General features: G+C 40.3%; 4 protein-coding genes. 1 reads left to right on the top strand and 3 read right to left on the bottom strand.

The window, feature by feature from the left end; translation table 11 throughout:
* Positions 1-1126 (top strand): helicase-related protein (locus Q1V93_RS04435; protein WP_300662030.1); only part of this gene is annotated, 1126 nt, incomplete at its 5' end.
* Here Q1V93_RS04435 and Q1V93_RS04440 read toward each other — a convergent pair.
* From Q1V93_RS04440 to Q1V93_RS04450, 3 genes are all read right to left on the bottom strand, one after another.
* Positions 1095-1916, bottom strand: coding sequence for a helix-turn-helix transcriptional regulator (locus Q1V93_RS04440; RefSeq protein ID WP_300662033.1), 822 nt, complete (start codon positions 1914-1916; stop codon positions 1095-1097). The genes Q1V93_RS04435 and Q1V93_RS04440 overlap by 32 nt on opposite strands.
* 225 nt (positions 1917-2141) lie before the next feature.
* On the bottom strand, positions 2142-3074 hold the full coding sequence (locus Q1V93_RS04445) for a YihY/virulence factor BrkB family protein (RefSeq protein ID WP_300662038.1): 933 nt from the start codon (positions 3072-3074) through the stop codon (positions 2142-2144).
* Positions 3043-3981, bottom strand: coding sequence for an ABC transporter ATP-binding protein (locus tag Q1V93_RS04450; protein ID WP_300662042.1), 939 nt, complete (start codon positions 3979-3981; stop codon positions 3043-3045). Before Q1V93_RS04450 ends, Q1V93_RS04445 begins: the two co-directional genes overlap by 32 nt.
* Between the last annotated feature and the right edge of the window lie 83 nt (positions 3982-4064).

Raw genomic sequence — 4064 nt, forward strand, 5'->3', positions numbered from 1 at the left:
TATGTACCATGGCGGGATGAACAGCAAGGAACGAAGTTTGGCACTTTCAAACTGGCTGTCTGAAAAAACGCCGATCATGGTTGCTACCAATGCTTTTGGAATGGGAATCGACAAACCAAACGTGCGTTTCGTGGCTCATTTTGAAGTTCCGAATAATCCTGAATCCTATTTTCAGGAAGCAGGCCGGGCAGGAAGAGACGGAAAAGAATCGAGAACGTTTGCATTTATCGAACCGGTTGATTTGGATGAAATTGCGGAACGGGTATTTGCTCAATTTCCAAGTCCGGATACCATTCGACTGATCTACAGAGCTCTTTGCAATTACTTGCGGGTCGCAATCGGATCCGGAGAACATGAATCTTACGAGTTGAAATTCAATGATTTTGTTAAGAAATTCAATCTGAATATTACAGAAGTTTATCCGGCTTTTAAGTTATTGGAAATGAACGGAAGCATTTTGTTTTCCGAACAAGGATTGAAGGGTTCCCGGATCAAAATCAGCATTGACAAAACGCATTTGTACGGATATCAATTGAAGAATCCGGTTTTAGATCCTTTGATTACCTGGGTTTGCCGGAATTACAGCGATGTATTTGATTCTTTCTGTGAAATTGATGAAAGTGAAGCTTGTCAGCGTTTGAAAATTCCGGCTTCAGAACTGGAGCGCCAGTTGAAATACCTGGAAGAGCACGGAATCATTGATATTACCTGGCGAACAGAATTACCAATGGTTACTTTCCTTCACGAACGCCTTCCGGACGATTACATCGAATTAAGACCCGAAGTGTATCATTTCCGTAAAGAACGTGCTTTGGACCGCATGAATGTGATGAAAACGTACCTGGAACAAAAACATTGCAGACCGCGCTTCATCATTTCCTATTTCGGGCAGGAAAGTGAGCCTTGCGGGAAATGTGATTACTGCCTGGAACAAAACTTACTCGAAAAGCATCCGCGACTGGAATTGGAACTGATTGCACTTCTGACACAGAAAGAACTGACTCTGGCCGAGATTGTTGCTCAGTTTGACACTTCTTTTGCAGCCAAAATCAAAAACACATTACGCGAATTGATTACCCAGGAACGCATTCAATTTAGTGGGAAACATTTTTCCCTCCCGCGGTAACGGTTCTTTTTAGGTCTATGATTTCTCTTTGTAAATCCTGAATACTTCTCGTTAATAAAGAATCATCAATGCGCATTTCCGGTAAACTCGGAGAAATGTAATTCACAAACTTCCACATTTCAACAATATCATTGACTTTCACAAAATAAGGCAAGTACAACGGATTCGTTGAACACAATTCAAAAGACTGCTGAGTTTCGATGTGATTATTGACAATTTTAAAGACAATTCCATCATCTTTCGTTACAACGATACAAGGTGTTCCGCTTCTCACGCTCCCCCAATTCTGAATGTATTCAGCAACAACAAAAGAACCTTCATCTACCGGCGGCATGGAATCACCTACAATTGGAAACGAGCGGTATTTCCTGTTTTTTGAAAGGAACGGCAAGCTAAAGGTCGGAAGCACTTTCAGGTAATCCGGATCGGCATAACCGGTTGTGTAACCTGCTCTCGCCTGCTGCGGAATCAATTCGATCATTTCATTGTCTTCAGCATCCACCAAAGAAGTTAAAACACGCAGATTCTTCCCGTTAATATCAGCGTAAAGCCCTGTACTGATTGTTGTCCAGTCACTTTCCGTAAACGCAGAGAAATCCTTCGTTAATAAATCATCAATCGGAACGGCGTAATAATTACTCAATGCGATGAGCGTTTCTATTCCCGGTTCGGCAATTTGGTTTTCATACCCGGAATAACTGCTGCGTGTCAATCCTAAATCGGACGCAACTTCTTCCTGTGACTTTTTTTTGCTTTTGCGGATCAGTTTTAAATTATTACCCAGCTTCATAACGATCAAATTTTAATCAAAAATATGATTATTTTCTAATCCAAACAAGTTTTTGAAAATTTAATTTAATCCTTGTCAAAGGAATGAGTCACTTTTCAGATATAAAAAGAACTCCAGACAACATGATTTTCGGATTTCTGTCAATCTTCTGAAAGCCTTATCCCCGTTGAGCAAATAGATACATGTCTATCCGTCTTTTCAATGCTGAATTCAGCGCAAAATCAATTACTTCCTTCTCTCCTGCATTTTCTGCAAGAGTTTATGAACTTCAAACGTAATTGGTCTTCCTACTAAATCCGAATAAACCTTCACAAATTTTGCTCCCAGGAAAATAATCTGGGACGAATAATACATCCACGCCAGGAAAATCAACAAAGTTCCGGCAATTCCCATCTGGCTCCCAAAGAAGTACTTCGTTAAGTAATATTTTAAACCAATCTGTCCAAGATAAAGTAAGGCAGAAGTTAACAATCCGCCGGAAAAAGCCAATTTCCACAGCACTTTTCCATCGTGCAGGAATTTGTATACCAATGCAAACAAAACCGTATTAATTCCGATTGCTACGATATATTCGATCCCGGAAAGAATCCACTTTTGTTTCAAGTGCAGGGAATTATACAACTCTCCGCTGACTGACATGAAAATTGTTTCCCCGGTATAAAGCAACACGATCGAAACACCGAATACCGCCAGCATGAAAACCGAAATGAGTTTCGTAAGTACCGTATGGAATATTTTCGTTTTCTGGTCGTCGATCTTGACATGAATGTCGTAAAACTCATTCACACTCATTCTTAACGAAGAAATTAAAGCCGAACTTGAAAACATCAGGGCAATGATTCCAACAATGTTCAGAACCATGCTGCTTTTCTCGAAATGAACTTCTGATAGAAAGGCTAAAATACCGGAGCTATCTTTCAAACCGACCTGCTCTTCAAGCAATACTTTAATCAAACGCAGAATTTCTTCCTGCCCCATGATTTTCCCGAAGCTGATTACTGCGAGATAAATAATCGGAATGATTGCAAAAACGGCGTAATATGCCAGAGCGGCTCCATGAAAAAAAGAATTCTCCTGGAAGAATTCCAGAAATGTACGTTTAAAGAGCGTCAGAACCTCTTTCCAGCTAAGCTTTCTTATCTTTACTTTTGAGCTCAATCCGTTTTACTTTTTTGAGTGGTTTATCTGCATACAGCACTATTGTTTCACCGGATTCGGTCTTGAAAAAGGATTTCCAGTATGCTCCAAAAAAAACAGCATCTGTGAATTCCACCTCAAAACCTCCCTTTTCAACAACATGGTATTCACAAGGTCGAAATAATATTTTAGTTTTCCCTTCTTTTAGTTCATTTAATTCTCCGAAGTATGCTCCTTCGTTCAGATTTGACGGGTGGAAGTAAAATGCTTCGGGAGTATCTATCCGTTTTAATTTTCCCTGATGCAGGAAACCGATCTTTGAACACCACTGCATGACTTCTGCTCCTTCGTGAGAAACCAAAATGCACAAGGTATTCCGTACTTCTACCAATTGTTTGATGTATGATCCGATTTTCAACCTTAAATGCGCATCCAGATGCGAAAAAGGTTCATCCAGGAGCAATACTTCCGATTCCATGGCCAAAGCACGCGCAATAGCCAAACGCTGCTGCTCTCCGCCGGATAAATACCGTGCCTGTTTATCTGAAAGATGATTCAATTCAACCAATTCGAGCAATTCCTTGCAAAAATGCATTCTCGCTTTCTCAGGTAAATGAAGGATTCTGAGTAGCACGTTTTCTTTTACAGTGTGGAACAAATCCAAGCCGAAATCCTGATTTACCAGTTGAATTTCATCGTGTCCGGGAATTAATTTTTCACTTGGGCCTTTTACCCGAACACCGTTCCAGGAAACACTTCCTTTTTCGGGATCAATTAATCCGGCTGTAATTTTAAGCAAGGTAGATTTTCCGTCACCGCTTGCTCCAACAATCCCAAAAATCTCACCTGGTTTTAATTCCAGAGAAATTCCCTGAAGTATTTTTTGCTGGTCGCCGTAAGAAAAATGGAGTTGTTTTATTGAAAGCATTAATTTCTCAATTCCTTTGGGAAAGCACTTAGAACAATATACACTCCGGGAACCGGATTTTCGACCACTTCATCATCATTGAG

Source organism: Fluviicola sp. (assembly GCF_030151805.1).
Taxonomy (GTDB): Bacteria; Bacteroidota; Bacteroidia; order Flavobacteriales_D; family Crocinitomicaceae; genus Fluviicola.